The 25,406-nt window shown below is 70.0% G+C and carries 29 protein-coding genes and 1 tRNA gene; 11 read left to right on the forward strand and 19 right to left on the reverse strand.

Features of this window, described 5'->3' with window-relative positions:
* Nucleotides 1-3 precede the first annotated feature (3 nt).
* A complete protein-coding gene (locus tag ACIRHA_RS20315; protein ID WP_403847417.1) occupies nucleotides 4-543 on the reverse strand; it encodes an RNA-guided endonuclease TnpB family protein in 540 nt (179 codons plus the stop codon).
* 201 nt (nucleotides 544-744) lie between these two features.
* Here ACIRHA_RS20315 and ACIRHA_RS20320 point away from each other — a divergent pair, with 201 nt between their 5' ends.
* The 6 genes from ACIRHA_RS20320 (at nucleotide 745) to ACIRHA_RS20345 (ending at nucleotide 9,264) form a co-directional block, all read left to right on the forward strand.
* Nucleotides 745-1,500 (forward strand): response regulator transcription factor, encoded by a 756-nt coding sequence (locus ACIRHA_RS20320; protein ID WP_403847420.1) that lies wholly within the window; start codon nucleotides 745-747, stop codon nucleotides 1,498-1,500.
* Nucleotides 1,501-1,559: 59 nt separating this feature from the next.
* Entirely contained in the window at nucleotides 1,560-3,056 is a 1,497-nt protein-coding gene (locus tag ACIRHA_RS20325; protein ID WP_403847701.1) for an ATP-binding protein, read from the forward strand.
* Between the two features lie 145 nt (nucleotides 3,057-3,201).
* Nucleotides 3,202-4,578, forward strand: a complete 1,377-nt coding sequence (locus tag ACIRHA_RS20330; protein WP_403847422.1) for a glycosyltransferase — start codon at nucleotides 3,202-3,204, stop codon at nucleotides 4,576-4,578.
* Nucleotides 4,575-6,773, forward strand: coding sequence for a glycosyltransferase family 39 protein (locus ACIRHA_RS20335; RefSeq protein WP_403847424.1), 2,199 nt, complete (start codon nucleotides 4,575-4,577; stop codon nucleotides 6,771-6,773). The genes ACIRHA_RS20330 and ACIRHA_RS20335 overlap by 4 nt, the downstream gene beginning before the upstream one ends.
* A 119-nt stretch (nucleotides 6,774-6,892) precedes the next feature.
* A complete protein-coding gene (locus ACIRHA_RS20340) occupies nucleotides 6,893-8,404 on the forward strand; it encodes an MFS transporter (RefSeq protein ID WP_403847426.1) in 1,512 nt (503 codons plus the stop codon).
* 77 nt (nucleotides 8,405-8,481) lie between these two features.
* Nucleotides 8,482-9,264 (forward strand): TetR/AcrR family transcriptional regulator, encoded by a 783-nt coding sequence (locus ACIRHA_RS20345; RefSeq protein ID WP_403847428.1) that lies wholly within the window; start codon nucleotides 8,482-8,484, stop codon nucleotides 9,262-9,264.
* 128 nt (nucleotides 9,265-9,392) lie between these two features.
* Here ACIRHA_RS20345 and ACIRHA_RS20350 read toward each other — a convergent pair whose 3' ends face one another.
* From ACIRHA_RS20350 to ACIRHA_RS20365, 4 genes are all read right to left on the reverse strand, one after another.
* Complete coding sequence (locus ACIRHA_RS20350) at nucleotides 9,393-9,854, reverse strand: PPOX class F420-dependent oxidoreductase (protein ID WP_403847430.1); 462 nt, start codon at nucleotides 9,852-9,854, stop codon at nucleotides 9,393-9,395.
* 38 nt (nucleotides 9,855-9,892) lie between these two features.
* Entirely contained in the window at nucleotides 9,893-10,711 is an 819-nt protein-coding gene (locus ACIRHA_RS20355; protein ID WP_403847432.1) for a YceI family protein, read from the reverse strand.
* Between the two features lie 288 nt (nucleotides 10,712-10,999).
* Nucleotides 11,000-13,519 carry an MFS transporter gene (locus ACIRHA_RS20360; RefSeq protein WP_403847434.1) on the reverse strand — a complete coding sequence of 840 codons (2,520 nt, stop codon included), beginning with the start codon at nucleotides 13,517-13,519 and terminating at the stop codon, nucleotides 11,000-11,002.
* A gap of 20 nt (nucleotides 13,520-13,539) precedes the next feature.
* Nucleotides 13,540-14,058: a MarR family winged helix-turn-helix transcriptional regulator gene (locus tag ACIRHA_RS20365; RefSeq protein ID WP_403847436.1), complete on the reverse strand. Its 519-nt coding sequence runs from the start codon at nucleotides 14,056-14,058 to the stop codon at nucleotides 13,540-13,542.
* A 197-nt stretch (nucleotides 14,059-14,255) separates the two neighbouring features.
* Here ACIRHA_RS20365 and ACIRHA_RS20370 point away from each other — a divergent pair, with 197 nt between their 5' ends.
* A complete protein-coding gene (locus ACIRHA_RS20370) occupies nucleotides 14,256-14,468 on the forward strand; it encodes a hypothetical protein (RefSeq protein ID WP_403847438.1) in 213 nt (70 codons plus the stop codon).
* Nucleotides 14,469-14,532: 64 nt separating this feature from the next.
* Here ACIRHA_RS20370 and ACIRHA_RS20375 read toward each other — a convergent pair whose 3' ends face one another.
* From ACIRHA_RS20375 to ACIRHA_RS20395, 5 genes are all read right to left on the reverse strand, one after another.
* Nucleotides 14,533-15,318 carry a hypothetical protein gene (locus ACIRHA_RS20375; RefSeq protein WP_403847440.1) on the reverse strand — a complete coding sequence of 262 codons (786 nt, stop codon included), beginning with the start codon at nucleotides 15,316-15,318 and terminating at the stop codon, nucleotides 14,533-14,535.
* A 118-nt stretch (nucleotides 15,319-15,436) separates the two neighbouring features.
* A complete protein-coding gene (locus tag ACIRHA_RS20380) occupies nucleotides 15,437-16,375 on the reverse strand; it encodes an RNA polymerase sigma factor SigF (protein ID WP_403847442.1) in 939 nt (312 codons plus the stop codon).
* Nucleotides 16,376-16,622: 247 nt separating this feature from the next.
* Complete coding sequence (locus ACIRHA_RS20385; RefSeq protein ID WP_403847445.1) at nucleotides 16,623-17,471, reverse strand: RNA polymerase sigma factor SigF; 849 nt, start codon at nucleotides 17,469-17,471, stop codon at nucleotides 16,623-16,625.
* A 201-nt stretch (nucleotides 17,472-17,672) separates the two neighbouring features.
* Complete coding sequence (locus ACIRHA_RS20390) at nucleotides 17,673-17,966, reverse strand: Dabb family protein (protein ID WP_403847447.1); 294 nt, start codon at nucleotides 17,964-17,966, stop codon at nucleotides 17,673-17,675.
* Between the two features lie 43 nt (nucleotides 17,967-18,009).
* Nucleotides 18,010-18,180 (reverse strand): hypothetical protein, encoded by a 171-nt coding sequence (locus ACIRHA_RS20395; RefSeq protein ID WP_266719216.1) that lies wholly within the window; start codon nucleotides 18,178-18,180, stop codon nucleotides 18,010-18,012.
* A gap of 447 nt (nucleotides 18,181-18,627) precedes the next feature.
* Here ACIRHA_RS20395 and ACIRHA_RS20400 point away from each other — a divergent pair, with 447 nt between their 5' ends.
* Both ACIRHA_RS20400 and ACIRHA_RS20405 read left to right on the forward strand, forming a co-directional pair.
* Nucleotides 18,628-18,909 (forward strand): hypothetical protein, encoded by a 282-nt coding sequence (locus tag ACIRHA_RS20400; protein WP_403847450.1) that lies wholly within the window; start codon nucleotides 18,628-18,630, stop codon nucleotides 18,907-18,909.
* A gap of 197 nt (nucleotides 18,910-19,106) precedes the next feature.
* A complete protein-coding gene (locus ACIRHA_RS20405; RefSeq protein ID WP_403847452.1) occupies nucleotides 19,107-19,487 on the forward strand; it encodes a hypothetical protein in 381 nt (126 codons plus the stop codon).
* Nucleotides 19,488-19,743: 256 nt separating this feature from the next.
* On the opposite strand, the gene ACIRHA_RS20410 is transcribed toward ACIRHA_RS20405, so the two are convergent.
* The 4 genes from ACIRHA_RS20410 to ACIRHA_RS20425 all read right to left on the reverse strand — a co-directional run bounded on the left by ACIRHA_RS20410 (nucleotide 19,744) and on the right by ACIRHA_RS20425 (nucleotide 21,430).
* Nucleotides 19,744-19,828 (reverse strand) — tRNA-Ser (locus tag ACIRHA_RS20410).
* A 10-nt stretch (nucleotides 19,829-19,838) separates the two neighbouring features.
* Nucleotides 19,839-20,297: a tRNA adenosine(34) deaminase TadA gene (tadA, locus tag ACIRHA_RS20415; RefSeq protein ID WP_403847704.1), complete on the reverse strand. Its 459-nt coding sequence runs from the start codon at nucleotides 20,295-20,297 to the stop codon at nucleotides 19,839-19,841.
* Between the two features lie 133 nt (nucleotides 20,298-20,430).
* Complete coding sequence (locus ACIRHA_RS20420; protein ID WP_403847454.1) at nucleotides 20,431-20,997, reverse strand: hypothetical protein; 567 nt, start codon at nucleotides 20,995-20,997, stop codon at nucleotides 20,431-20,433.
* 205 nt (nucleotides 20,998-21,202) lie between these two features.
* A complete protein-coding gene (locus ACIRHA_RS20425; RefSeq protein ID WP_403847456.1) occupies nucleotides 21,203-21,430 on the reverse strand; it encodes a hypothetical protein in 228 nt (75 codons plus the stop codon).
* A gap of 137 nt (nucleotides 21,431-21,567) precedes the next feature.
* Here ACIRHA_RS20425 and upp point away from each other — a divergent pair, with 137 nt between their 5' ends.
* Nucleotides 21,568-22,203 carry a uracil phosphoribosyltransferase gene (upp, locus tag ACIRHA_RS20430; RefSeq protein ID WP_266712219.1) on the forward strand — a complete coding sequence of 212 codons (636 nt, stop codon included), beginning with the start codon at nucleotides 21,568-21,570 and terminating at the stop codon, nucleotides 22,201-22,203.
* A gap of 117 nt (nucleotides 22,204-22,320) precedes the next feature.
* Here the strand turns inward: upp and ACIRHA_RS20435 are convergent, their stop codons facing one another.
* The 5 genes from ACIRHA_RS20435 to ACIRHA_RS20455 form a co-directional block, all read right to left on the reverse strand.
* Nucleotides 22,321-22,971, reverse strand: coding sequence for a LytR C-terminal domain-containing protein (locus tag ACIRHA_RS20435; protein WP_403847458.1), 651 nt, complete (start codon nucleotides 22,969-22,971; stop codon nucleotides 22,321-22,323).
* Nucleotides 22,972-23,086: 115 nt separating this feature from the next.
* Entirely contained in the window at nucleotides 23,087-23,383 is a 297-nt protein-coding gene (locus tag ACIRHA_RS20440) for a type II toxin-antitoxin system VapB family antitoxin (protein WP_003955420.1), read from the reverse strand.
* A 244-nt stretch (nucleotides 23,384-23,627) separates the two neighbouring features.
* Nucleotides 23,628-23,771, reverse strand: coding sequence for a hypothetical protein (locus ACIRHA_RS20445; RefSeq protein ID WP_403847461.1), 144 nt, complete (start codon nucleotides 23,769-23,771; stop codon nucleotides 23,628-23,630).
* Between the two features lie 60 nt (nucleotides 23,772-23,831).
* The gene (locus tag ACIRHA_RS20450) at nucleotides 23,832-24,170 is read right to left on the reverse strand and encodes a hypothetical protein (RefSeq protein WP_403847464.1); all 339 of its coding nucleotides are present in this window, start codon (nucleotides 24,168-24,170) and stop codon (nucleotides 23,832-23,834) included.
* Nucleotides 24,171-24,329: 159 nt separating this feature from the next.
* On the reverse strand, nucleotides 24,330-24,911 hold the full coding sequence (locus ACIRHA_RS20455) for an HhH-GPD-type base excision DNA repair protein (RefSeq protein ID WP_403847707.1): 582 nt from the start codon (nucleotides 24,909-24,911) through the stop codon (nucleotides 24,330-24,332).
* 147 nt (nucleotides 24,912-25,058) lie between these two features.
* Here ACIRHA_RS20455 and ACIRHA_RS20460 point away from each other — a divergent pair, with 147 nt between their 5' ends.
* Entirely contained in the window at nucleotides 25,059-25,400 is a 342-nt protein-coding gene (locus ACIRHA_RS20460; protein ID WP_403847466.1) for a cupin, read from the forward strand.
* Nucleotides 25,401-25,406 lie beyond the last annotated feature (6 nt).

The raw sequence follows: 25,406 nt of genomic DNA on the forward strand, positions 1-25,406 counted from the left end.
ATCTCACGTTGACCCCAGCGACGACGAGGAGAGTCCAGCGAGACCGCATCGACGACAACGGAAATGATCCCGAGTGGGCCGGTTGGCCCGCTCGGTGCGCCCGCAGCGCGGGCAGCGCTGCGAGGTAAAGGCCGGATCCACCTTGATGAACGGCACCCCGGCTTGCCGTGCCTTGTACGCGAGGTGTGCACCGAGTTGGTGGAAGGGCCAGGAGGAGAGAGTGGCTCGCTGGTCGCCACGAAGCCGTACCCGTTCTCGGACGCCATCGAGCTGTTCGACGGCGATACCGCGACCGGTGCGTTGGGCGACAGCCACGATCTCCTTGCTGATGCGGTGATTCACGTGAGTCGCATGTCTGTGCTCCTTCTCGGCCCGCCGGGCAGGGCGCCGATTGGCCGATCGGGTGTTCTTTCCCTGCAACTGGGTCCGCTTGCGGGCAGACCAACTGCGGTAGCGCAGCAGCCCGCGTCCCTGATCGTTGACGGCATCGCTGGTTGTGGCGAGGTTCGCGATGCTGGTCGGCGGACCCGGTGTACTTGACATCCTTCATGCGCCCGTCCACGGTCCAGATGGACACCCTGCGGGCGTCGTACTTCCAATCACCCAGACCGGTGACCTGTCGGATGCACGTTCGCTTCCTGCTTTGAAGGTGCCGAATCGTGCTCAGCGAGAGCAGGACGAATTCTCAGCCGATTCACAGATTTAGCGAAGGTGCTTCTCAGAGGCGCGCCGCAAGCTTGCGCCATGACCGCGATCTCGCCCCAGGGGCGCACCGAACTGCTGAGGCCGGACGGAAGCCCCGTCCGGGTGCTTGTCGTGGACGACGAGCAGTCCATCACCGAGCTGTTGTCCATGGCCCTGCGCTACGAGGGCTGGCAGATCCGCACCGCGGGGGACGGGACGGGGGCCATGCAGACGGCCCGCGAGTTCCGGCCCGACGCCGTCGTGCTCGACATGATGCTGCCGGACATGGACGGGCTCAGCGTGCTCGGCCGGATGCGCCGCGAGCTGCCGGAAGTGCCCGTGCTCTTCCTGACCGCCAAGGACGCCGTCGAGGACCGGATCGCGGGGCTCACGGCGGGCGGCGACGACTACGTCACCAAGCCGTTCAGCTTGGAAGAGGTCGTCGCGCGGCTGCGTGGGCTCATTCGCAGGACCGGCGCCGCCGACCGGCGCAGCGAGTCCGTGCTCGCCGTCGGCGATCTGATGCTGGATGAGGACAGTCATGAGGTGTCCAGGGGTGGGGAGAACATCCACCTCACCGCCACCGAGTTCGAGTTGCTGCGCTTCCTCATGCGCAATCCGCGGCGCGTGCTCAGCAAGGCGCAGATCCTCGATCGCGTGTGGTCGTACGACTTCGGCGGGCAGGCGAACGTCGTCGAGCTCTACATCTCGTATCTGCGTCGGAAGATCGACGCCGGGCGTGAGCCGATGATCCACACCCGGCGTGGCGCCGGCTATCTGATCAAGCCGGCGATGGCCGCCACCACGACGTCGTGAAGCGCAGGGGCCGGCCCCAGACGCTCCGGACCCGGCTCGTCGTCACGGCCGTCGCGCTGATGGCCGTCGTGGCGTCCGTGATCGGTGTCGTGTCCGCCGTCTCGCTGCACTCGTACCTGTACGACGAGCTAGACAAGCAGGTGCACGGCATAGCGATGCGGGCGGGCGGGCCGAAGGGCGACTTTCCCGACGGGGCCGGTCCCCACAGCCAACAGGACTTCGGCGACCTGGCGTTCGTGACCATGGGCTCCCCCGCGGGGACCCTCGGGGCAGAGGTCAGCGACGGGCAGGCCACCGACGGCAAGGTCAGTGTCGAGGGAACGAACACCGCGGGCGGCGGGCAGATCCAGACCGACGGCCTCTCCCAGGCCGTGCTCGACGCCCTGGAGGACGTCCCCCGGACAGACGACAAGCACACCGTCGACCTGCCCGGCCTCGGCAGCTACCGCGTCCAGTACGTCTCCGGTTCCAACGGCGACTACTACGTGGGCCGCCCCACCGCCCAGGTCGACTCCACGGTCAACAAGCTCATCGTCACCGAGCTGCTCGTCGCCGCCGCGGCCCTCGTCGCGGCCGGCGCCGCCGGGGCGATCATGGTCGGCGTCAATCTGCGGCCGCTGCGCCGCGTCGCCGCGACCGCGACCCGGGTCTCCGAACTCCCGCTGCACAGCGGCGAGGTGACCCTCTACGAACGCGTCCCGGAGTCCCTGGCCGACCCCAGGAACGAGGTCGGCCAGGTCGGCGCCGCGCTCAACCGCATGCTCGACCACGTGCACGGCGCCCTCGAATCGCGCCAGCAGAGCGAGATGCGGGTGCGCCAGTTCGTCGCCGACGCCAGCCATGAACTGCGTACGCCATTGGCCTCCATCCGCGGCTACGCGGAGCTGACCAGGCGCGGCCGCGAGGAGACGGGCCCCGACACCCGGCATGCGCTCGGCCGCATCGAGTCCGAGGCGGACCGGATGACGGGGCTCGTCGAGGACCTGCTGCTGCTCGCCCGGCTCGACGCCGGGAGACCGCTGTCGTACGAGCCGACGGACCTGTCGCCGCTGGTCGTCGACGCGCTCAGCGACGCCCGCGCCGCGGATCAGGGGCATTACTGGCGCCTGGAGCTGCCGGACGAGCCGGCCGCCGTGCTCGCCGATTCCGCGCGGCTGCACCAGGTCCTCGTCAATCTGCTGGCCAATGCGCGTACGCATACGCCGGCCGGGACGACCGTGACCGCGCGCGTGCATCGGCATGGGCCGTGGGTCTGTCTCGACGTCGAGGACGACGGGCCGGGTATCCCGGCGGAGTTGCTGCCGCGTGTGTTTGAACGGTTTGCGCGGGGTGACACGTCGCGGTCCCGTAAGGCGGGGTCCACCGGGCTGGGGCTCGCCATCGTGCAGGCGGTTGCGGCGGCGCACGGGGGGTCGGTGACGGTGGACAGTGTGCCTGGCCGGACCGTGTTTACGGTGCATCTGCCGGTGTACGCGGCCGGGCTCGTGGAGGGCACCGGGGTTGACGACGCGGGGCTCCGCCCCGGACCCCGCGCCTCAATCGCCGGCGGGGCTTGAGTGTGAAGCGCGCCGGCGGGGCTTGAGTGTGAAGCGCGCCGGCGGGGCTTGAGTGTGAAGCGCCGGCGGGGCTTGAGGTGTACTCACAGCCAGGACAAAGCCTCACCACACAGCCCTAACAGGGCAGTTGGCGAATGTCGATGTCATGCGAACCGAATCTTCTCCGGGCATCGACCCCACCTCCGCCTCCGCGAGGTTCGGGGCGCTGCCGGCGCGGGAGCACCTCCCTGCCGGCCGCGGCGATGTGCCGGTCCTGGACGTTGTCATCCCCGTCTACAACGAGGAGAAGGACCTCGGTGAGTGCGTGCGCAGGCTGCGCGCCCACCTGGTCCGCACCTTCCCCTACCCCTTCCGTATCACCGTCGCGGACAACGCCTCCACCGACAGCACGCCCGAGGTGGCGCACGAACTGGCTGCCGAACTGCCGGAGGCCACGTACTTCCGTCTCGAGCAGAAGGGCCGCGGGCGCGCCCTGCGCACCGTCTGGTCGGCCTCGGACGCGCCGGTCCTCGCGTACATGGACGTGGATCTGTCCACCGACCTGAACGCGCTCCTTCCGCTGGTGGCGCCGCTGATCTCCGGGCACTCCGACCTCGCGATCGGCTCCCGGCTCGCCCGCGCGAGCCGGGTCGTGCGCGGCACGAAGCGCGAGTTCATCAGCCGCGCCTACAACCTCATCCTGCGCGGCTCCCTGCAGGCCCGTTTCTCCGACGCCCAGTGCGGGTTCAAGGCGATCCGGCGCGATGTCGCGCAGGTGCTGATGCCCCTGGTGGAGGACACCGGCTGGTTCTTCGACACCGAGATGCTCGTGCTCGCGGAGCGCGCCGGGCTCCGGATCCACGAGGTGCCCGTCGACTGGGTCGACGACCCGAACTCGACCGTGCACATCGTCAAGACGGCGACCGAGGACCTCAAGGGCGTGTGGCGCGTCGGCAAGGCGCTCGCCACCGGCTCGCTCTCCCTCGACCGTCTCGCCCGCCCCTTCGGCGACGACCCGCGGGACCGTCAACTCACCGATGTGCCCAAGGGGCTGGCCCGCCAGCTGCTCGGCTTCTGCGTCGTCGGCGGCCTGTCGACGCTGCTGTATCTGCTGCTGTACTCCGGCTTCCGTTCGTTCTCGGGGGCGCAACTCGCCAATGCTCTCGCCCTGTTCGTCTCGGCCATCGCGAACACGGCAGCCAACCGGCGCCTGACGTTCGGTGTACGCGGCCGGGACAAGGCCGTACGCCACCAGGCCCAGGGCATCGTCGTCTTCGGCATCGGCTGGGCCCTTACCGCCGGCTCGCTCGCCGCGCTCCAGACGGCCTCCGGCGCCCCGGCGCACTCCACCGAGCTGATCGTGCTGATCGCGGCCAACCTCGCGGCGACGATCCTGCGCTTCCTGCTCTTCCGGGCGTGGGTGTTCTCGGACCGGACGACCGACCGCACCACCTCCGAGCCGTTCTCCACCCCCGACCCCGCCCCCATCCCCGTACGGGACTCGAACTCCGAGGTTCCGCAGGCAAGGACGACCCAGCGATGACCACAGACATCCGCCCCTCGTACGAGGCGCCTCCCGAGGCGCCCGCCGAGTCCCCTCCCCCTCCCCGGGCCGCGTTCCTCACGCGCGTGTGGTGCGGCAGGCCCGAGGACCCGCGCTGGGCCCGCCCGGCCTTCCTCGGCATGCTGCTCGTGATCGCGGCCGCCTACTTCTGGAACCTGTCCGCGTCCGGCTACGCCAACTCCTTCTACTCGGCGGCCGCCCAGGCGGGCAGCGAGAGCTGGAAGGCGTTCTTCTTCGGCTCGTCCGACGCGGCGAACGCCATCACCGTCGACAAGCCGCCGGCCGCGCTGTGGCCGATGGGCCTGTCGGTGCGGCTCTTCGGCCTCAACTCGTGGGCGATCCTCGCCCCGCAGGTCCTGATGGCCCTGGCCACGGCGGGCGTGCTGTACGGGGCGGTACGCCGCCGGTTCAGCGCCGCCGCGGGCCTGATCGCCATGGTGGTCCTCGCGACGACCCCGGTCGCCGCGCTGATGTTCCGCTTCAACAACCCGGACGCGCTGCTCGCGCTCCTGATGACCGTCACGGTGTACTGCGTCCTGCGCGCCATGGAGCACGGCCGCACCAAGTGGCTGGTCTGGGCGGGCGTCGCCGTCGGCTTCGCCTTCCTCACCAAGACGCTGCAGGCCTTCCTGATCCTGCCGCCGCTGGCGATCCTCTACGCGGTGTTCGCGCCGGTACGGGTGCGCAAGCGGTTCGGCCAACTCGCCCTGTCCGCCGTCGCGATGGTCGTCTCCGGCGGCTGGTGGGTGGCGATCGTCGAGCTGTGGCCCGCCTCCTCGCGACCGTACATCGGCGGCTCCCAGAACAACTCGTTCCTTGAACTGACCTTCGGCTACAACGGACTCGGCCGCATCAGCGGCGACGAGGCCGGCTCGGTCGGCGGCGGTGGTGGCGGCATGGGCGGCGGCACCGGCCAGTGGGGCGAGACCGGCCTCACCCGGATGTTCAACTCCGAGATCGGCAGCCAGATCTCGTGGCTGATCCCGGCCGCGCTGATCCTCTTCGTCGCGGGTGTCGTCCTCACCTGGAAGGCCAAGCGCACCGACACGGCGCGCGCCGCGTTCCTCGCGTGGGGCGGTTCCCTGCTGATGACCGGCCTGGTCTTCAGCTTCATGGCCGGCATCTTCCACCAGTACTACACGGTGGCCCTGGCCCCGTATCTCGCGGCGGTCATCGGCATGGGCGCCACGGTGCTGTGGGAGGAGCGGGCGCGGATCACGGCGTCGGCGACGCTGGGCGTGTCCGTGGCGGCCACGGCGGTGTGGGGTTACGTCCTCCTCGGCCGGACGACGGACTACCTGCCGTGGCTGCGCTGGTTCGTGCTGATCGGTGGCCTTGTGGCGGGCCTCGGCCTCGTCCTCGCGGGCCGGCTGAACCGTCGACTGGCGCTGGGCGTGGCCGGGTTGGGCCTGGTGGCCTCGCTGGCCGCCCCCACCGCGTACACCATCTCCACGCTGAACACCGGGCACACCGGGTCGATCGTGACGGCGGGTCCCTCCGGGGCGAGCATGATGGGCGGCCCCGGTGGTGGGCCTGGTGGCGGCAAGGGCGGCGGTCCCGGCGGCCAAATGCCGGGCAAGCAGGGCGGCAAGGGCGGGGGAGGCATGGCACAGGGCCGGCCCCCGACCGGCGGCAAGGGCTTCCCCGGCGGCGCCACACCCGGCCAGAACCAGAACCAGAACCAGAACCAGGGCACCGGCAACGGCAAGAGCAGCCAGAAGCAGGGCTCCAAGCAAGGCGGCATGCCGGGCGGCGGCAAGACCGGCGGCATGCCCGGCGGAGGCGGCGGCATGGGCGGCCTCCTCAACGGCGCCGAGGTCAGCAGCAAGGCCAAGAAGCTGCTCCAGACGAACGCCGGTGACTACACCTGGGCCGCCGCCACCATCGGCTCCCAGAACCAGTCGAGCTATCAACTGGCCACCGGCGACCCGGTGATGGCGATCGGCGGCTTCAACGGCACCGACCCGTCCCCGACCCTCGCCCAGTTCAAGCAGTACGTCGAGGACGGGAAGATCCACTACTTCATCGGCAGCGGCTCCAGTGGCTCCAGCGGCGGCGGCATGGGCGGCTCCAGCTCCGGCTCGGCGTCGAAGATCACGAAGTGGGTCGAGGCCAACTTCAAGAAGGTGACGGTCGGCAGCAGCACGTTCTACGACCTGACACAGGCCAAGTAGGACCGCGACCGCCCACTTCCCACCGAACAACCCGCTTCCCGCTGCCCGCTTGTACGGCGTACAACACATCCTCTACGGTGTATGGGAGACGTCAGCCCATGCACCGTAGAGGAGTGTCCATGGCCCCCACGGCCGACCCGGCCACCCAGACACCCCAGGTCACCGCGGGTCACCCCCAGCGCTGGCTCATCCTCGGCGTCATCTGCCTCGCCCAGCTGACCGTGCTGCTCGACAACACCGTCCTGAATGTCGCGATCCCCTCCCTCACCAGGGAGCTGGAAGCCTCGACGTCCGACATCCAGTGGATGATCAGCGCCTACTCGCTCGTCCAGTCCGGCCTGCTGCTCACCGCGGGCAGCGCCTCCGACCGCTACGGCCGCAAGAAGATGCTCGCGGCGGGCCTCGCGATCTTCGGCGTCGGCTCGCTGACCGCCGCGTTCGCGGGCTCCACCGGACAGCTGATCGCGGCCCGCGCGGGGATGGGCGTCGGCGGTGCGCTGATGATGACGTCGACGCTCGCGGTCGTCGTACAGATCTTCAGCGAGGCCGAGCGCGTCAGGGCGATCGCCCTCTGGTCCACGGTCAGCACGATCGGCTTCGCCGTCGGCCCGCTGGTCGGCGGCGTGCTGCTCGACCACTTCTGGTGGGGCTCGATCTTCCTCGTCAACATCCCCGTCGCGCTCGTCGGCCTCGTCGCCGTGATCGCCCTGGTCCCCGAGTCGAAGAATCCGTTCGGCGACCGCCCGGACCTGCTCGGGGCGCTGCTCTCCACCATCGGCATGACCGGCATCGTCTACGCGATCATCTCGGGCCCCGGCGACGGATTCACCTCCGCGCCCGTCCTGGTCTCGGCCGTGACCGGCATCGTGTTCATGGCCGCCTTCGTGACGTGGGAGCTGCGGATCCCGTATCCGATGCTCGACATGCACTTCTTCCGGAACCGGAAGTTCACGGGCGCGGTGACCGGCGCGATCCTCGTCGCCTTCGGTATGGGCGGCTCGCTGTTCCTGCTCACCCAGCACCTCCAATTCCTGCTCGGATACGGTCCGTTGGAGGCGGGGCTGCGGACCGCGCCGATGGCACTCACCGTCGTCGCGCTCAACCTCACAGGGGTCGGCGCCCGGCTGCTGGGCAAGCTCGGCACGCCCGTCACCATCGCCTCCGGCATGACGTGCATGGCGGCGGGGCTCGCGGCCATCTCGCTGCTCGGCGGGGACGGGTACGGCGGCATGCTGCTCGGCCTGGTCGTCATGGGTGCGGGCATGGCGCTCGCGATGCCGGCCATGGCCAACGCCATCATGAGCGCGATCCCGCCGGAGAAGGCGGGCGTGGGCGCCGGGGTCAACGGCACCCTCGCGGAGTTCGGCAACGGGCTGGGGGTGGCGGTGCTCGGCGCGGTCCTGAACGCCCGTTTCGCCGCGCTCGTATCGGTCTCCGCGGCCTCGTTCCCCGCGGCGCTGGCGGCGGCGGACTCGGCCGGGGAGCGGGCCCGTATCAGCGAGGCCTTCTCCTCCGGTCTGGAGACCAGCCAACTCGTCGGCGCGGTCGCCGTCCTCGCGGGCGGACTGCTCGCGGCGGCGTTGCTGCGCAGAGCGGAACGGGCAGAATCAGCGGCGGTGACTTCCGCTTAGCATCGGTGCGGGCGGGGAGCGGTCCTGTGCGCAGGACCGTCCCGCCCGCGTACGAGGAACCCCTGGGAAGGAACGCCATGGCGAAGGCAGCGCGGATGAGCGTCTGGCTCGAGGACACGGATGGCGCCGTGGAGCCGAGGCCCAGAGCGTCGCGCGGCCGGCGGGCCGAGCAGCCCAGTGGGCTCGACCGGGAGCGGATCACCCGGGCGACGGTGGGGCTGCTGGACGCGGAGGGGCTCGCCAAGTTCTCGATGCGGCGCCTGGCGGGCGAACTGGGCGTCACCGCGATGTCCGTCTACTGGTACGTCGACACCAAGGACGATCTCCTCGAACTCGCCCTCGACCAGGCCTTCGGCGAGCTGGAGATCCCGGACACGGACGCGGAGGAGCTGCCGGACTGGCAGACGCAGCTGCGCGAACTGGCCGCCACCTACCGGACCTTGCTCGTCCGGCACCCGTGGATCTCGCCGCTCGTCGGCAACTACCTCAACGTCGGCCCCAAGTCGCTGCTGTTCTCGCGGGCGGTGCAGCGGGTCATGGCCCGTACCGGCCTCACGCTGGCGGAGCAGCGCGGCGCCGTCTCGTCCGTCTTCCAGTTCGTGTACGGATACGGCACCATCGAGGGCCACTTCCGTCAGCGCTGCGCCGAGGTGGGGCTCACGCAGGACGAGTACTTCCACAAGGCGATGGCCTCGTTCGCCGTTCCGGAGGAGATGGCGGACGACTTTCGGCACGCTGAGCGGATGATGCAGGCGGTGGAGGAGGGTGGGGACGTGGACGCGATGCGCGACATGGACTTCCAGGTCGCCCTGGACCTCCAGATCGCGGGCATCGAGTCCCTGGTGGCCCGCCGCACTTGACGCCACGGGGCTCCGCCCCCGGACCCCGCTGGCTCTCGTCCAAGAGCGGGGCTTGAATTATCAAGCCCCGCCGGCGATTGAGGCGCGGGGTCCGGGGCAGAGCCCCGAGGCCGTAACGCCGGTGCCGCCTAGGCCAACCTCGCCGGGAACCCACCCGTGGCCACGGGACCCCACTTCTCCGGCGTGACCCGGATGATCGACTTCCCCTGCTTGACCATCGCCTCGCGATACTCGTCCCAGTCCGGATGCTCACCCGAAATGCACCGGAAGTACTCGACGAGCGCCTCGACGGAATCGGGCGAGTCGATCACCTCCGCCGCCCCGTCGATCTGCACCCACGGCCCGTTCCACTCGTCGCTGAGCACGACGAGGCTGACCCGCGGATCCCGCTTCGCGTTCCGCGTCTTGGCGCGCTCCGGGTACGTGGAAACAACAATCCGCCCGTCGCCGTCGACCCCGCAGGTCAGAGGTGAGGCCTGCGGGGTGCCGTCGGCGCGGGCGGTGATGAGGAGGGCGCGGTGCCTGGGCCTTACGAAGTCGAGCAACTCGTCGATGGAGACACGGGTGTTGGTCGCGATGTTCGGAGCCATTCCCGCACCTTAACCCCGGCCACTGACATCGACCGGGGTCACATCTGCGGCAGCGCGTCGCCCTGTACGGCCTGGATGTCGAGCTCGACCTTCAGCGTCGCGCCGATCGCCGCGATGCCGGCCTGCACGACCTGGTTGTAGTTCATCGCGAAGTCCTCGCGCTTCAGCTCGGCCGTCGCCTTGAACGCCGCGCGCGTGCCGCCCCACGGGTCGGCGCCCGTGCCGAGGTAGCTGAGGTCGAGGTCGACCTCGCGCGCCACGCCGTGCAGGCTCAGCTGGCCGTGCACGGTCCAGCGGTCGGTGCCCGCGGGCTCGATGCCGGTCGACCGGTAGGTGATCTCCGGGTACGTCTCGACGTCCAGGAAGTCCGGGGACTTCAGGTGGCCGTCGCGCATGCCGTTGCCGGTGTCGATGGACGCCGACTTGATGACGGCCTCGACCCGCGACTTCTCGACGTCCTGCGCTATGTCGATGCGCGCCGTGAAGTCGGTGAACCGCCCGTGCACCGAGGTGATCCCGAGGTGCTGCGCCGTCGCGGCGACCGAGGAGTGCGCCGGGTCGACCATCCACGGCCCGGGCGGCGGCAGCTCGGCCCCGCCCTGCCGGTGCAGCACGATGCTGCCCACGTCGGCCCGGCCGCTCGCCGTCACCATCGCGGTGGAGGCGGCGGGGGCGTAGCCGACGGCGGTCACGATCACCGTGTAGGGACCGGGCGTGAGCGCGGCCGGGTCGTGCACGGCGCCCTCGTCGTTGGCCTCTGCCCGCAGCACCTGCGATCCGGTCATGTCGGTCACCGTGACGACGGCGTGCGGCAGGGCCCACCCGTCCCGCGTGCGGATCCGCGCGCTCAGTCCCATGCTTTTGCTCTCCTAGCTCAAGTTCTTACGTACGCAGGGTGGCTGGTCATAGCCGCCCCTACGTGGACGGGCCCCGGTCGGCATGCGTCTCGGCCGTCCCCTGCCGATATGGCGACGCCGCCGGGTCCGGGGCCCATTCTCACAACCGGGCCTGTGTGCTTCACGTCCGCTCAAAGCGCGAACCACACATTCAGGTGGCCCGGGGTTCAGTGGGGGCTTTGCTGACAGGTCTTGTCGGAGTCGGCTGGATGCGGTCTCCCGCATCCAGCCCGGCCCGTCGGCGAAGCCCTACTCGCCGGGGTGCGCGAGTTCGATGTCGTGGCCGTCGATGCCACTGCCGTTCACGCTGAGGCCCGTGGCCACCGGCGGGTAACCGGTCGCGATGACCGTGTACTCGCCGCCGTCCAGGTCGGTGAAGGCGTACGCGCCGTCGTCACCGGTGGTGGCGGTGGCGACCACGTTGCCCGCGGCGTCCACCAGCGTGACCCGCGCGTCGTTCAGCGCGCGGCCCGCGGCCCGGACGGTGCCCTGGACCTGGGAGCCGGAGTGCAGGTCGATCTCGACGCGGGTGACGCCCGTGCCGTTGACCTCGACCGGGAGCGCGGTGGGCCGGTGGCCCGGCGCGTTCACGGCCACGGTGACCGGGCCGGGGACCAGCTCGGCGAAGGTGAACTCGCCGGCAGGACCGGACTGACCGGTGGCGAGCACATCGCCGCGGACGTCGGTGACGATGACCATCGCCCCGGCGACCGGCGCCTTGGTCTCGCTGGCCCGCACCACACCGGTGAGGCCGCTGGTCCCGCTGAGCAGGATGTCGTACGTGACCGGGTCCTCGCCCACCAGGACGGTGGACGCCTGCGGCTGGTAGCCGTCGGCCGAGGCGATCAGGACGTAGCTGCCGGCGCCGGGGGCGTCGACGGCGTACGAACCGTCGCCCTGGGCCACGGCGCGGCCCAGCTGACGGCCGCCGAGGGAGATCAGCGTGACCGCGGCGCGGGGCACCGGGGCGGACTCGGCGCCGCGGACGAAGCCGCGGACCGGGGTGCCGCCGCCCACCGGGGCGGCGCCACCGGCGGAGGCCACGGCGGCGAGCCGCTGGGTCTGGGTGTCGGCCGCGGGCTCACCCGCACCGACGAGGCTCGGCACCTGCTCCGGCGCGGGGGCGGGAGCAGCGGCCTGGGCCGGAGTGGCGGAGGGCGTCGCATCGCCCTGTGCGGCCTGTTCGAGGGCTCCGGTGGTACGCAGGGGAACCTCCTTGATGAAGATCGTGAAGATGAATGCCAGGAACGCGACCGGCGCGGCGTACAGGAAGATGTCGGCGATGCCGCTTCCGTACGCGGCCTCCAGCCAGTTGCGGATCGGGCCGGGCAGCACGGACATGTCCGGCAGCGAACCGCCGGCCATCGCCTTGCCTGCCGCCTGCTGCTGCTCCGGGCTGAGGGAACCGATGGTGTCGGTGGCGTGGTGGCTGATGCGGGTGGTCATCACGGAGCCGAGCGCCGAGACGCCGATCGTGCCGCCGAGGGACCGGAAGAAGGTCACCATCGAGGAGGCGGAACCGAGGTCCTGGGGGGCGACCTGGTTCTGCGTGCTCAGCACGAGGTTCTGCATCATCATGCCGACGCCGAGACCGAGCAGCGCCATCCAGATCGCGACGCGCCAGTACGGGGTGTCGTACTCGATGGTGCCGAGCAGCCCCAGACCCGCGGTCAGGAACAGACCGCCGGCGACGAGCCAGGCCTTCCACTTGCCGGTCCGGGTGATGATCTGGCCGGAGACGGTGGAGGAGATGAACAGTCCACCGATCATCGGGATCGTCATGACACCCGACATCGTGGGCGTCTTGCCGCGCGCCAGCTGGAAGTACTGCGAGAAGTACACGGTGCCCGCGAACATCGCGACACCGACGAACAGCGAGGCGAGCGAGGCCAGCGTGATGGTGCGGTTCTTGAAGAGGCGCAGCGGGATGATCGGCTCGCTGGCCTTGGACTCGACGAGCGTGAAGATCAGCGCCAGCACGATCGCGCCGCCGACCATCGTGTACGTCTGCCACGACAGCCAGTCGTACTTGTCGTCGGCGAAGGTGACCCAGACGAGGAGCAGGCAGACCGCGGCGGTGATGAAGAAGGCGCCGGCCCAGTCGACCTTGACCTTCCGCTTCAGCACCGGCAGGTGCAGCGTCTTCTGCAGCACGATCAGCGCGATCAGCGCGAAGGGCACACCGACGAAGAGGCAGTAGCGCCAGCCGAGCCAGTCGGTGTCGGTGATGACGCCGCCGAGCAGCGGGCCGCCGACGGTGGCGACGGCGAACGTGGCACCGAGGTAACCGGAGTAACGACCGCGCTCACGCGGGGCGATCATGGCGGCCATGATGATCTGCGCCAGGGCGGACAGACCACCGGCGCCGATGCCCTGGATGGCACGGGCGGTGATGAGCATGCCCGGGTTCTGCGCGAGGCCGGCGACGACCGAGCCCACCACGTAGACGACCAGGGCTATCTGGACCAGGGCCTTCTTGCTGAAGAGGTCCGCCATCTTGCCCCACAGGGGCGTGGTGGCGGTCATCGCCAGCAGCGAGGCGGTGACGACCCAGGTGTACGCGGACTGGCCACCGCCCAGATCGCCGATGATCCGGGGCAGAGCGTTGGTGACGATCGTCGACGAGACGATGGCGGCGAACATGCCGAGCAGCAGCCCGGACAGTGCCTCCATGACCTGCCGGTGCGACATCGGGGCGCCCGCTTCGGGGGCGGCCCCTGAATGCTTGGGATGGCTGCCCCGCACACCGGACGGTGTGGTTGTTGCCATGGGATTCCTTTTCTTACGTGTTACGCGGGTGTACGGGTAATGGTCTGAGCGGTCGACTCGGTGGTCGGCTCAGTGGCGGCCTGCGGAACCGTCGTTCGGGACCCCGTCGTGCGGCAGTCACCGAAGCTCTCGCGCAGTCGCGTCATGAGGACGATCAACTGATCGACCTCGTCGTCGGACCAGTCGCTCAGCCGGTCGGCGAGCAGTTGGGTGCTCCGTTCATTGAGCACCTCCATCTGCTTCGAGCCTTTTTCGGTGAGGCTGAGGATGCGCGAACGCTTGTCAGCGGGGTCTGGATGGCGCTCGATCCAACCGCGGTCCGCGACGTGTGCCACGTGCCGGCTGGCCACGGACACGTCCACGGCGAGCAGCTCGGCCATGCGGCTCATCCGCATGTCGCCGTAGCGCTTGAGCAGCGTGAGAACCGCGGCCGAACCGGTCGGGCAGTCGTGCGGAAGGATCCGCGCCATGTCCCTCTTGACGGCTCCGAAGGCACTCATCTGTCGCGCCAGCTCGTCGTAATGACGTTGTGCGGCCACGGCACCTCCTGACCAAAAGATCTTTATTTGTTGCTTAGGGCAACCATAGAAGCAGTTGGTTGCCACAGGCAAACGAAAGAGAGTGATCGCGGATAAAATCGCGGCAAAGATCGAGTGCAAATCAGTAAAGTCCCAGCTCAGGTGCCCTGCGCGCGGACTGTGGCGTCCTTCACGGCAATTCGCTAGGGTCCTGCCCCATGGCTAACAACCCCCAAGGCCCCGGCCCCCAGGGCACTAACGACCCCGCGGGCAACACCCAGATGTTCCGCGCCTTCGTCGACGAGCAGCCTCCCGCAGGACCCGGCCGACCGCAGGCCGCCGCGAAGTCAGGGCCGAGCGTCGGCCTGATCATCGGCATCGTGCTCGCGGTCGTCGTGGTGGCGGGCGTGGCCTGGCTGGCGCTCAAGTAGCCGGTACCCGGAGGCAGTTCACCGCCGGCCGGCGAGGCGGTTCCCGTCCGGCCGGCGAGGCAGTTCACTTCCAGTCGACGTCGACGTCCTTGGTCTCGAGCCGCATGCCGAGCGGGACGCGCCACTCGTCGACGCACACCGTCCACGTCTTCCGCTTCTTCTCCCCGGCCCCGAGGGGCACGGGGAGCTTCTTCTTGACGTCGATGGTCGCCCAGTCGATGCCCAGCGCGCCCAGCACGTGCGTCTCGAAGGTCACCGTGCCCGAACGCACCGCACTGCCCCCGGAGTTGTGCAGCGCCAGCGTCACGTCCTGGCACCAGCGTTTGTCGGCCTTCTTGAACTCCGGGTCGCCGACCTTGAGCGCGGCGGGGCCCGAGGGGGGCGAGGAGGAGGTGTCGCCACGGTCGGGGGCGGCGCCGGACCCCTCGGCGCTCCCGGAGCCGGAGTTCCCGGAAGGCTTCTCGGTGACGGGCGGTGTGCCGCTGTCGCCGGGAGATGAACCGGGAGATGAACCGGGGGACGCGCCGGGGACCTCGCCGACCGGAGGGGCGCCGCCCGCGTCAGGGCCGTCTTCCGCGGCCTCGCCCGTCTCGCCCTTCCCCGAGGAGCCGGGGGTGCCAGGGGCGTCCGTCTCCGGTGGGTCCAGCGGTACGAGCTTCACCTTGCCGTGCGGCGCGACCCGGTCGCCCGGCTTCGTGGCCGCCGCTCCCGCCGCGCCCACGGCCACGTACGCATCGGGCCCGCCGTCACCGTCGAGGGCGACGACGGCGCCCGCGCTCACACACACCGCGGCGACCGAAGCGGCCCCGACGGCGACCTTCCTGTGACCGAGCAACCAAGTCCGCAGCATCGCGCCAGTGTGTCTGACGACCCGTCAATTAGGAACCCCGTGGGGCGGTTGTGATGGGTGGCCACACATGCGGCGGGGCGGGCCCGGACTCCGGACCCGCCCCGCGGAACGCCTTCGCTCAGTCGGCGATCAGGCCTTCCCGCAGCTGCGACAGCGTCCGCGTGAGCAGCCGGGACACGTGCATCTGCGAGATGCCGACCTCCTCGCCGATCTGCGACTGCGTCATGTTCGCGAAGAACCGGAGCATGATGATCTGGCGCTCCCGCGGCGGCAGCTTGGCGAGCAGGGGCTTGAGCGACTCGCGGTACTCGACGCCCTCAAGCGCCGTGTCCTCGTAGCCGAGCCGGTCCGCGAGGGAACCCTCGCCGCCGTCGTCCTCGGGTGCGGGCGAGTCCAGGGAGGACGCCGTGTACGCGTTGCCCACCGCGAGGCCGTCGACCACGTCCTCCTCGGAGACGCCGAGGACCACGGCGAGCTCGGGGACGGTCGGCGAGCGGTCCAGCTTCTGCGCGAGCTCGTCGCTGGCCTTGGTCAGGGCGAGCCGCAGCTCCTGGAGGCGGCGCGGCACGCGCACCGACCACGAGGTGTCCCGGAAGAAGCGCTTGATCTCACCGACGACCGTCGGCATCGCGAACGTCGGGAATTCCACGCCCCGTTCGCAGTCGAAACGGTCGATCGCCTTGATCAGACCGATCGTGCCGACCTGGACGATGTCCTCCATCGGCTCGTTGCGACTGCGGAAGCGGGCCGCCGCGTACCGCACCAGCGGCAGATTGAGCTCGATCAGGGTGTCGCGGACGTACGCCCGCTCCGGGCTGTGCTCATCGAGCGTGGCAAGACGCAGGAACAGGGAACGGGACAACGTACGGGTGTCGATGGACCCGCTTGCCGGAGGTGTCACGGACACCACGGGGCTCTCGGCGGCCTGGGCCGGAACCGAAGCGGGAACAGGAGCGTCGATCAGCGCGGCAGGCGTCTGCTCGCTCAGGTCATCGGTCGCGGCGGGTGCGCCGGGCGTGAGCGTGAGCACCTTCGAGCTGCCCTGGTCTGCGGACATGCCACCCCCTTGAGGTCGCGGACGGTCGCGGCGGACGCTCCCGTCAGGTAAGAGCGCAGCCTCCACCTGAATACCGGACGAGGGGCTGCGCCAAACGCCGTTCCAGCAGAATGTCACATGTCGGCAACACGCTGTAGTGACATGTCGACATGTATGGGATGGATCGGTGCAGGAAGCAGGGGGTGTGGCGGGAGTTGGCGCGGATTCCCGCGGGAAATGCCCCGCGGGCCTTCTCTACCCGTTCGAGTTAGGCATCGATCCTGTTTGCGGACCGAAGTCGAGCGAAGCTGCGGGCGAGGAGCCTTGACACGTGCATCTGCGAGACACCCAGCTCCGCGCTGATCTGAGATTGCGTCAGATTGCTGTAGTAGCGAAGCAAAAGGATCCGCTGCTCCCGTTCGGGCAGCTGTACGAGGAGGTGCCGTACGAGATCGCGGTGCTCGACGCCGTCCAGCTCGGGGTCCTCGTAGCCGAGCCGGTCGAGCAGGCCCGGCATCCCGTCGCCCTCCTGGGCCGCCTCCAGGGACGTCGCGTGGTACGAGCGGCCCGCCTCGATGCAGGCGAGCACCTCGTCCTCGCCGATCCGCAGCCGGTCGGCGATCTCGGCGGTGGTCGGGGAGCGCCCGAAGGCCGTCGTCAGGTCCTCGGTGGCGCCGTTGACCTGCACCCACAGTTCGTGGAGGCGGCGCGGCACGTGCACGGTACGGACGTTGTCGCGGAAGTACCGCTTGATCTCGCCGACGACCGTGGGCATCGCGAAGGTCGGGAACTGGACGCCGCGCTCCGGGTCGAAGCGGTCGATGGCGTTGATCAGGCCGATGGTGCCGACCTGGACGACGTCCTCCATCGGCTCGTTGCGGCTGCGGAAGCGGGCCGCCGCGTACCGCACCAGCGGCAGGTTCGCCTCGATCAGGGCGCCGCGCACCCGGGAGTGCTCGGGGCTGCCCGGCGGGAGGTCCTTGATCTGCGCGAAGAGGACCTGGGTCAGCGCGCGGGCATCGGCGCCCCGGCTCTTCGCGGGCGCGGGCGGTGCTTCGGGCGTGGGCGGCGCCTCGGGCGCGGGCGGTGCTTCTTGAGGCGCAGTACTGGCCGGCACGGTCAACTCCACCTCTGTTTCCGTCAACTCATCGGTCAAAAGCGGTCATAGCATCACAAGACATGTGCACTGTGTGCAAGCACCGCATAACTCCGTGTTGAAGGCCCAGTTGGGGCATCGGCGGGGGCCCAGGACGCACGAAAGCCCCTCACCGTTCCGGTGAGAGGCTTCTCGAACGTGTGAAGGGCCGGAGCGCGCGCCTCAGAACTCGTAGTCCGCGATCACCCACGTGGCGAACTCTCGCCACATCGCGACGCCCTCCTGGTGGGCGGGGTGTTCGAGGTACCGCTTCAGCGCCTCGGTGTCCTCGACGGCCGAGTTGATCGCGAAGTCGTGGGCGATCGGCCGGTCGGTGATGTTCCAGCCGCACTCCCAGAACGTCAGCTCGGGGATCTTCGCACCCAGCGCGCGGAAGGCCTCGACGCCCTCGGCCACGCGCGGTTCGTCACGGCTCACGCCGTCGTTGAGCTTGAAAAGGACCAGATGGCGGATCACGGGTGGCTCCCTGAGGTGCTTGCGGCCGACTGCCGTCCTGCCGTTACTTCCCGCCGTTGACGACCCAGGTCATGAAGTCACCTATGGACTGAGCGGCGGACGATACGCCTTCGAACCCTATCTGGACGTAATCGGCGGCCTTGGAGGGGTCGGTGATGATCACGTAGAGCACGAAGACCACCCCGACGAAGAGCGCGACTTTCTTCGACTGCACCACGTTGCCTCCCCGTACCCGTGTCTGGACCCCGTCCGACCCCTGTCGAACGGCGGCGAGTCTAACGCGGACGATCACCGACGCGACCTTTAAGGACCAACGGCCTCCGGTTATGGGTCCTTTGCCGACGCCGCGCACCCCCACAAAGGGGCAGTATTGGTGACGAGCCCGGAGGGTCTGGCAGGAATCCGATGGGCAGGGACGTGACCCCGACTGCGGGGTCCGCGCCGCAGCTTCCCCCCGGAAGCGGCGCGGGCTACGGGAGAGCGTCCTCATCGGGGGGAGTGGCTTGTCCCCCCGATGCCGCTCCCCCCGACCCGAACGGGACGTGAAGGCCCCGGCACCTTTCGACAGGTGTCGGGGCTTTTCCGTGTCCGTCCCTTCACCCACCGTGCCGGGAGAGGACCATGGGGTCGCCCACAGGACTAGCGCAGGGAGGTACATCCCATGGCCAACCAGACCCAGGCCCTCGGAAGGGGAGTCACCACGGGCGCGGAGAGCTTCTGGTACATCCTCGGGTGCATCTCGTTCGGAGCTGCCTACTTCGCGAAGATTCCTTCGAAGAAGGCTCTGAGTGAGTACGGGCTCTGCGAGATGACCAGTGCCGAGAAGTTCTGGTACGTGCTGCAGAACATCTGCTTCGGCTCCGGGTACCTGGCCAAGGTCCCCGTGAAGAAGGCGCTGTCCGAGGTCCGGCTCGGAGGCGGTCAGCCCCCGCAGGCCGGCTGAGCGCCGCCGGGCGAGCGAGCCGGACAAAAGCGAAGATGCGGATCCTCGTCGGATCCGCCCCTTCGGACGGCGGTGGCGGAGGGATGTGAACCCGGCGACGATGCGCGGCGGGTGCGTGAGCTGACCGAAGAACTCTATGGACACTTCGCGGAAGCCGCGCGCACGGAGCGTGAACTCCGCGCTGTCTTGGGGGAGCTGTGAACGAACGTCCACAGTGGGCGGCGCTCGCCGACCTGCCCGGCGTGGAAGTGGTCGGGTACGGCATCAACCGCCCTGGCCGCCCCGCTCTGGACGGCGTGCCCATGCTCCGGGCCGGAGACATCGGCGACGGGCGCATTCAGACCACGGACACGGTGTGCGTGCGGCGCGAAGTTGCAGAAGCCCACCCGAAGACGCGGCTGCGCCCCGGTGATCTACTCATCGTGCTTGCGCACACCGCGGTCGCGCTCGCGGACGCGCACTTCGCTGTGCTTGCGGCGGACAGAAAGGGCTGGCCGGAAAGAAGGTTCAAGGATGTCGTCCGCGACGCCTGGACAGGGACAGTCCCACGGCCGTCGGTGCCTTCAGGGGGGCGATGAGTGGGTAGCACCTGTTGACGTACTGCGTAGTCCACTGCCGTATATCGACACCACTGATGTTTCGGATCTGTCGAGTGCGCCTGGCTCGGTCCTCGTGGTCCCTGAGGCGGGGCAGGTGCACGCTGCCGTCAGCTGGACTCCCGTGACCGTGAGCCGTGGGGTGCTCGCGCTGAGGCCGGAGCAGGAGGGTGCAACTTGGTGGTTGCTTCAAAACACCCTCCTGACCACGTTTCCGCAGGTCAGGAGGGTGTGAGAGCGGTAGCGGTGGGATTTGAACCCACGGTGAGTTTCCCCACACTCGCTTTCGAGGCGAGCTCCTTCGGCCGCTCGGACACGCTACCGAGAGGAACTCTAGCCCATGGTGGGCCGTGGTCCGAAATCCGTATCCCTGAAGAAACGGGTGAGCTGGACCGCACATTCCGCGGCGAGTACTTCGGAGATCACTTCGGGCCTGTGGTTGAGCCGCCGGTCGCGGATCACGTCCCACAGCGAACCGGCCGCCCCCGCCTTGTCGTCGCGGGCCCCGTAGACGACCCGGTCGACGCGGGACTGCACGAGCGCGCCCGCGCACATGGTGCACGGCTCCAGGGTGACGACGAGCGTGCAGCCGGTCAGCCGCCACTCTCCCACCTCTTGTGCGGCCCGCCGCAGCGCCAGTACCTCGGCGTGCGCGGTCGGGTCCCCCGTCAGCTCCCGCTCGTTGTGCGCCCGCGCGAGCACGGTGGTCCCGTCCGGCGCCAGCACGACGGCGCCGACGGGAACATCACCGCCCGCCGCGGCGAGCCCGGCCTCGGCCAGGGCCTGCCGCATCGGCGGCTTCCAGGGGTCTCGCACGGGGTCTCGTACGGGATCCGGTACGGGGTCTCGTACGGGATCGGGTTCGGGACCGGGTACGTGAGCGGCGTCGGAGGGGGTCACGGCGAGGAATCTATCCCCGCGGCGGTCAGCGCACCGTCTCGAGGACCTCCGATGCCCCCAGGGCGTCGGCGATCTCGCTCAGCGCGTCCGCCCCGTCGAGGGTGAGCAGATCCTTCTCGGGGACGCCCAGGTCGGCCAGGACGCCGCTGTCGCCGAGCGGGCCGGGCGGCACCGTCTCGGCTCCGGTGTCCTCGGCCTCGTCCCCGGACGCCTCCTCGCCGTCCGGTTCGCCGTCCTCCGTCCCGTCCAGGTCCAGGGCGTCCAGTTCGTCGACGGCGGCTGCGTCCGAACCGTCCGGAGCCTTGCCGAGCAGTTCGTCGGTGAGCAGGATCTCGCCGTAGCTGCTGCGGGCGGCAGCGGCCGCGTCGGAGACGTAGATGCGAGGGTCCTCCTCGCCGTCGATGCGGACGACGCCGAACCAGGCGTCCTCCTGTTCGATGAAGACGAGGATCGTGTCGTCCTCCGCGCCGGCCTCGGCCAACGCCTCGCGGGCCAGGTCGGACAGGTCCGACAGGGTCTCCACGTCGTCGAGCTCTGTGTCGCTCGCTTCCCACCCGTCTTCGGTGCGCGCGAGCAGTGCGGCGAAGTACACCGTGACTCTCCCACTTGTCTCAGGTGTGCCGGTCGGGAATCCCCCCGGCGAGGTTGTGGAAGCGGGGAGTGCAGTTCAAGCCCCGCCCACTCGGAATCGTGGCAGAAAGTCCGGCTCCAAGAGAGGTCTTCCGCGCGCTGTGTTTGTGGCGCGTCCTCCACGGGGTCCCGCGAGACGGGGATCCGGGGCCGATCAGTGGGCCCCGTCACCAGCGAAACGTGCGCATCCGCATCTGCTGTCGCATCCGCGCGGCCCGGGCGCGGCGCGGCTGGACCCTGGCGCGCAGCTCCCGCGCCTCGGTCAGTTCCCGCAGGAACAAGGCCCGCCTGCGCCTGCGCGCGGCGTCCGTCTCCGGCCCCGTCTCCGGCTCGGGCCCGGCCCCGCTCCCGCCCGACTCCCGCTCGAGCCGCTCCCGACGCTTCCCGTCCGCCATCGGCCACACCACCCCAGTCCGCCCGGTCGGCGCAGTCGGCGCCAGTCGGCGAGTCCCTTCCACCTTCCCTCCGCACCGGCCATTGATGCCACCGCGCGGGGCAGCCGCGGCCCTGTGGCCCGGTTACTGTTGAGGACATGCGGATCCACGTCGTCGACCACCCTCTGGTGGCGCACAAGCTCACTACGCTGCGCGACCAGCGCACCGACTCCCCGACCTTCCGGCGCCTGGCCGACGAGCTGGTCACCCTGCTCGCCTATGAGGCGACCCGGGACGTGCGCACCGAGCAGGTCGACATCGACACCCCCGTCTCGCGGACGACCGGCGTCAAGCTGTCGTACCCGCGCCCGCTGGTGGTGCCGATCCTGCGCGCGGGCCTCGGCATGCTCGACGGCATGGTGCGCCTCCTGCCGACCGCCGAGGTGGGCTTCCTCGGCATGGTCCGCAACGAGGAGACGCTGCAGCCCGCGACGTACGCGACGCGGATGCCGGACGACCTCTCCGGGCGCCAGGTGTACGTCCTGGACCCGATGCTGGCCACGGGCGGCACGCTCGTCGCGGCGATCCAGGAACTGATCAAGCGCGGCGCCGACGACGTCACGGCCGTGGTGCTGCTCGCCGCCCCCGAGGGCGTCGAGATCATGGAGCGCGAGCTGGCCGGCACGCCGGTCACCGTCGTGACGGCCTCGGTCGACGAGCGGCTCAACGAGCACGGGTACATCGTTCCGGGCCTCGGCGACGCCGGGGACCGGATGTACGGGGTCGCCGAGTAACGACTCCCGACGCCGTACGGGAACGGAAGAAGCCGCGGACGTCCGTCCGCGGCTTTTCGGCTTTCTGCTGCCGGTGCTCGGTGCTCGGTGCTCGGCGCTCGGCGCTCGTGCCCGGGGTCAGCAGCCCGGGGCGGAAGCGCTCGGCTTCGGCTTCGGGTGGCTCAGCGCCGAGAGCGCCTTGTCCGCGGCGGGCTTCTTCGTGAGCTTCTTGAAGCCGGAACCGATGATCAGGTCGACCTCGGTCGGCTTCGCGCGCTTGTCGGCCTTCAGTTCGGCGCCGGTCAGCTGCGTGCCGAGGACCGGGAGCGCCGCTTCCGTGGCCGCCGAGGCGCCGAGCAGTGTGCCGGGGCCCTTGACCTTCTTGTCGTACGCCTTCGTGGCGTTGCCGACGTCACCGATCTTGAAGCCGCGCTTCTTCAGCTCGTCCGCGGTGTCCTTGGCCAGGCCGCCGCGCGCCGTGGCGTTCAGTACGTTCACGGTGATCTGGGAGGGCTTCGGCAGCTTCTGGGCCGCCGTGCCGGGAGAGGGAGACGCGCTCGGCTTCTTCTCGCACGCGCCGGACTTCGCCCCCGCGGCGCTGGCCTTGTCACCCCCCGTGAAGACGTCGACCAGCTGGAACGAGCCCCAGCCGATCAGCCCGATCGCGGCGACGGACGCGACGACCGCGAGCACGATCCTGTTGCGCGGGCGCCCGCGCCGCATGCGGGGGTATTTGTCCCCTGTGATGCGGTACTTGCCGCCCATGCCGGGTGGAGTGAGCATGCTCATGGGCGCAGCGTAATCCTGTGCGGCGACGATGCCTATTAAATGATCACGGTCAGTCGCTCAGTCCAACCCAAAAGGGCCAATACGGTCCTGAAGCGCCGTCAGCCCTGAAGCGTGGTCAGCCGAGCTCGAGCACGCGCGCGTGCAGCACCTGGCGCTGCTGGAGCGCGGCGCGCACGGCGCGGTGCAGGCCGTCCTCCAGGTAGAGATCGCCCTGCCACTTCACGACGTGCGCGAAGAGGTCGCCGTAGAACGTCGAGTCCTCGGCGAGCAGGGTCTCCAGATCGAGCTGGCCCTTGGTCGTCACCAACTGATCGAGGCGGACCGGGCGCGGCGCGACGTCCGCCCACTGCCGGGTGCTTTCCCGGCCGTGGTCGGGGTACGGCCGGCCGTTTCCGATGCGCTTGAAGATCACACGGAAAGCCTACCGGGCGAGGCTTGCCGGGCGCAGCCATGGGGACGCGGTACACAGCCGGTAAATACCGGCCTTAACCGGCTCCAACCGGGACCGGTCGAGCCTCCCACAGGGGCCTGAAATGAGTGGCGCCGTGGGTGAGTTGGTGAAAGGCAGGCGTGTTCGTGGCTCTTCCGGGGTAGTCGCGCGCTCTTCGTTGACGGGTGGTTCCCCGCGTCCCGTGCGGGGGCGCGGGGAACCGGCTTCAGCGGTCGTTCTTCCGGCCCGGCGTCCGGCGGTCCCGCGAGGCGGGCGGGGTCGTCTTCTCCGTAGCGGCGCGTTCGCGTTCGCCGCGTGCGGCCTCCGCGCGCATCAGGGCGCGCAGGAGCGCGTAGGGGTCCTTGGGCATGAGGTGTTGCCGTCCTGTTCGAAGTCGTGCGTGAGTGCTGACGGGTCCGGGCGGGGCCCGTCAGCAGCGCAGGACGACGGTGCGCAGGGCGCGGCGGGACGGTGGTGCGGGGTGCGCCGTGGTGTCGGGGCGCGTGGCGACGAAGGGGCGCGGCGGGGCGTACGCGGGCGGGGTCGTAAGGAGCCGGACAGGGTGCCCGGTCGGCAGCCGGAGGGCCTCTTCGGAGCCGTCCCTGGTCCCCTCGCCCGGTTCGCAGGAGGAGGCGGCGGGCGGCGGCGCCGAGGCCCCGGCGGGCGCGGCGGCGAGCGGCGCGAACAGCAGGGCGAGCACCATCACGAGCGCGCGTACCAGGCCCGGGACACGGTGGCCCGGGGCAGCGGCGGACGCGACGGCACTCATCCCCCGTCATCTGCCCACCCCCGGCCACGACGTGATCCATGGCGCCGCAAATCCGCCCTCACGGATTAATCAAGCCCCGCCGGCGCTTGAGGCGCGGGGTCCGGGGCAGAGCCCCGCGACGTCAATCCCGGCTCCCCCGAGGCCCGCCCACCCGCACCCCTACTTGGCGGCCTTCGCCGCCGCCTTCATCTCCTGCTTGTGCGCACGCACCTTCGTGAGGGACTCGGGCCCCGTGATGTCCGCGACCGAGCGGAACGCCTTCGGTTCGCCGTACGCACCGGCCGCCTCACGCCACCCCGTCGGCCGCACCCCGAGCTGCTTGCCCAGCAGAGCCAGGAAGATCTGGGCCTTCTGCTTACCGAAGCCGGGCAGCTCGTTCAGCCGCCGCAGTACCTCCTTGCCGGTGTCGGCGCCCTCCCACACGGCGGCCGCGTCCCCGTCGTAGTGGTCGACGAGGTACTGGCACAGCTGCTGTACGCGCTTGGCCATGGAGCCGGGATAGCGGTGCACGGCCGGCTTCTCGGAGAGCAGCGCGGCGAAGGCCTCGGGGTCCCGGGCGGCGATCTCGTAGGCGTCGAGGTCGTCGACGCCCAAACGGTCGGCGATGGTTCGCGGGCCCGCGAACGCCCACTCCATGGGTACCTGCTGGTCGAGCAGCATCCCGACGAGCGCGGCGAGCGGACTGCGGCCGAGGAGTTCGTCGGCGGCGGGCTCCTGGGCGAGGTGGAGGGTGACGTCCATACGGCTCATACGTCGATGATCGCGCCGCGCCGTCCGTGGTGCCACGCCGGGGTCCCGCCCCGGCGCGGCACCATGCGGCCACGACCGCGACCACGACCGGGCGACATCGCATCGCATGGCGGCGCCGTCCGCGGTAACCCTGACGTCATGACTTCCACGACGCACGGCCCGTACGATCTCGCGGCCCTCGCCGACGACCAGCTGACCGCGGCCCGCAAGGCCGAGCACGGCCGCAGCGCCGAACTCCTCATCAAAGAGGACCCGTTGCTCCGGCAGAGCGTCATCGCCCTGACCGAGGGCAGCAACCTGGAGGAGCACAACGCCCCGCCCGCGGCCACCCTCCAGGTGCTGCGCGGCCGCGTCCGCCTCACCGCGGTCTCCGGTGACGTCACCCTCACGCAGGGTCAGCTGCACGCGATCCCCCAGGAGAGGCACGGTCTCGTCGCGCTCACGGACGCTGCCGTGCTGTTGACGGCGGTCACCGCCTGACCTGAT

The organism is Streptomyces sp. NPDC102360, assembly GCF_044766085.1.
Classification (GTDB): Bacteria; Actinomycetota; Actinomycetes; order Streptomycetales; family Streptomycetaceae; genus Streptomyces.

Excerpts from the sequence above, each read along its gene's own strand:
- ACIRHA_RS20435 (WP_403847458.1), bottom strand. The coding sequence starts at position 22,971 with ATGAGCATGCTCACTCCACCCGGCATGGGCGGCAAGTACCGCATCACA.
- ACIRHA_RS20335 (WP_403847424.1), top strand. The coding sequence starts at position 4,575 with ATGACCACAGACATCCGCCCCTCGTACGAGGCGCCTCCCGAGGCGCCC.
- ACIRHA_RS20460 (WP_403847466.1), top strand. The coding sequence starts at position 25,059 with ATGACTTCCACGACGCACGGCCCGTACGATCTCGCGGCCCTCGCCGAC.
- ACIRHA_RS20450 (WP_403847464.1), bottom strand. The coding sequence starts at position 24,170 with ATGAGTGCCGTCGCGTCCGCCGCTGCCCCGGGCCACCGTGTCCCGGGC.
- ACIRHA_RS20350 (WP_403847430.1), bottom strand. The coding sequence starts at position 9,854 with ATGGCTCCGAACATCGCGACCAACACCCGTGTCTCCATCGACGAGTTG.
- ACIRHA_RS20320 (WP_403847420.1), top strand. The coding sequence starts at position 745 with ATGACCGCGATCTCGCCCCAGGGGCGCACCGAACTGCTGAGGCCGGAC.
- tadA (WP_403847704.1), bottom strand. The coding sequence starts at position 20,297 with ATGCGGCAGGCCCTGGCCGAGGCCGGGCTCGCCGCGGCGGGCGGTGAT.
- ACIRHA_RS20360 (WP_403847434.1), bottom strand. The coding sequence starts at position 13,519 with ATGGCAACAACCACACCGTCCGGTGTGCGGGGCAGCCATCCCAAGCAT.
- ACIRHA_RS20345 (WP_403847428.1), top strand. The coding sequence starts at position 8,482 with ATGGCGAAGGCAGCGCGGATGAGCGTCTGGCTCGAGGACACGGATGGC.
- ACIRHA_RS20425 (WP_403847456.1), bottom strand. The coding sequence starts at position 21,430 with ATGGCGGACGGGAAGCGTCGGGAGCGGCTCGAGCGGGAGTCGGGCGGG.
- ACIRHA_RS20455 (WP_403847707.1), bottom strand. The coding sequence starts at position 24,911 with ATGGACGTCACCCTCCACCTCGCCCAGGAGCCCGCCGCCGACGAACTC.
- ACIRHA_RS20330 (WP_403847422.1), top strand. The coding sequence starts at position 3,202 with ATGCGAACCGAATCTTCTCCGGGCATCGACCCCACCTCCGCCTCCGCG.
- ACIRHA_RS20375 (WP_403847440.1), bottom strand. The coding sequence starts at position 15,318 with ATGCTGCGGACTTGGTTGCTCGGTCACAGGAAGGTCGCCGTCGGGGCC.
- ACIRHA_RS20370 (WP_403847438.1), top strand. The coding sequence starts at position 14,256 with ATGGCTAACAACCCCCAAGGCCCCGGCCCCCAGGGCACTAACGACCCC.
- ACIRHA_RS20355 (WP_403847432.1), bottom strand. The coding sequence starts at position 10,711 with ATGGGACTGAGCGCGCGGATCCGCACGCGGGACGGGTGGGCCCTGCCG.
- upp (WP_266712219.1), top strand. The coding sequence starts at position 21,568 with ATGCGGATCCACGTCGTCGACCACCCTCTGGTGGCGCACAAGCTCACT.
- ACIRHA_RS20325 (WP_403847701.1), top strand. The coding sequence starts at position 1,560 with ATGGCCGTCGTGGCGTCCGTGATCGGTGTCGTGTCCGCCGTCTCGCTG.
- ACIRHA_RS20315 (WP_403847417.1), bottom strand. The coding sequence starts at position 543 with ATGTCAAGTACACCGGGTCCGCCGACCAGCATCGCGAACCTCGCCACA.
- ACIRHA_RS20340 (WP_403847426.1), top strand. The coding sequence starts at position 6,893 with ATGGCCCCCACGGCCGACCCGGCCACCCAGACACCCCAGGTCACCGCG.
- ACIRHA_RS20380 (WP_403847442.1), bottom strand. The coding sequence starts at position 16,375 with ATGTCCGCAGACCAGGGCAGCTCGAAGGTGCTCACGCTCACGCCCGGC.
- ACIRHA_RS20445 (WP_403847461.1), bottom strand. The coding sequence starts at position 23,771 with ATGCCCAAGGACCCCTACGCGCTCCTGCGCGCCCTGATGCGCGCGGAG.
- ACIRHA_RS20400 (WP_403847450.1), top strand. The coding sequence starts at position 18,628 with ATGGCCAACCAGACCCAGGCCCTCGGAAGGGGAGTCACCACGGGCGCG.